Genomic DNA, 837 nt, shown 5'->3' with positions numbered 1-837 from the left:
GGTTGATCTCGGAGACCGCGCCGACGAGGGTGGTTTTGCCGACGCCGAAGCCGCCTGCGACGACGATCTTCGCGGAGGTGGTGGCGCGGGTGGGGGTGGCCGCGTTAGAGCTTGCGAAGTCCACTGAGGACCCTTTCGAGCAGCGTGACGTCAGGCGTTCCGCCCGACTCGCCCGCGGCGGCGGGCTGGTGGATGGCGACAAGACCGGCTTCCGCCAGGTCGGCGACGAGAATCCGGGCGACCCCGAGCGGCACACCGGCCAGCGCGGAGATCTCGGCGACGGACTTCACTTCGCGGCAGAGACTCACGATCCGCTGGTGCTCCGGCAGCAGGCCGCCGGTGCGCTCGGCCGAGGCGGTGGTGGAGATCAGCGCCTCGATCGCGAGCTGGTACCGGGGCCGGGTACGGCCACCCGTCATCGCGTACGGGCGGACCAGCGGCTGCTGCTCGTAGGACTCCTGACCGCCGTAGCCACTGCCGGACTGCCGGGCGCCGTAACCGCCGCTGCCGTACCCGTTGTTGCCGTAGGAGCCGGCGGGTGTCGGGGTCATGAGTCCTCCTTGTGCTGCCGCCGTTCGCAGCAGGTTCCGGCTGGGTGAAGGCCAGCCGAGGCGGGATTGCCAACCACCCTACGGCGGCTGACGGTTGGGGCGCCGGACCGGGTCGGTCGGTCCGGCGCATCGAGGTTGACGAACCGTCAGTGCAGGAGACTGCCCTGGAGTTCTGCGCGGAGTGCGGGGGTGAGGACGGCTCCGGCGCGGTCGACGAGGAGGGCCATTTCGTAGCCGACGAGTCCGATGTCGGAGTCGGGGGCGGCGAGGACGGCGAGGGAGGAGC

At 71.0% G+C, this 837-nt stretch carries 1 protein-coding gene and 2 pseudogenes; all 3 read right to left on the bottom strand.

Annotation, left to right across the window (positions count from 1 at the left end; translation table 11 throughout):
* Nucleotides 1-124, bottom strand: a pseudogene (locus ACXJMZ_RS37335) (ATP-binding protein); the annotation flags it as partial.
* Nucleotides 105-551, bottom strand: coding sequence for a DUF742 domain-containing protein (locus ACXJMZ_RS37330; RefSeq protein ID WP_057232216.1), 447 nt, complete (start codon nt 549-551; stop codon nt 105-107). The pseudogene ACXJMZ_RS37335 and the gene ACXJMZ_RS37330, both read right to left, overlap by 20 nt.
* A gap of 146 nt (nt 552-697) precedes the next feature.
* Nucleotides 698-837 (bottom strand): annotated as a pseudogene (locus ACXJMZ_RS37325) (roadblock/LC7 domain-containing protein); the annotation flags it as partial.

It is taken from the genome of Kitasatospora sp. P5_F3, from assembly GCF_054049135.1.
Note: the sequence above shows the minus strand (reverse complement) of the source record. Positions and strands in the feature narration are given on the sequence as shown.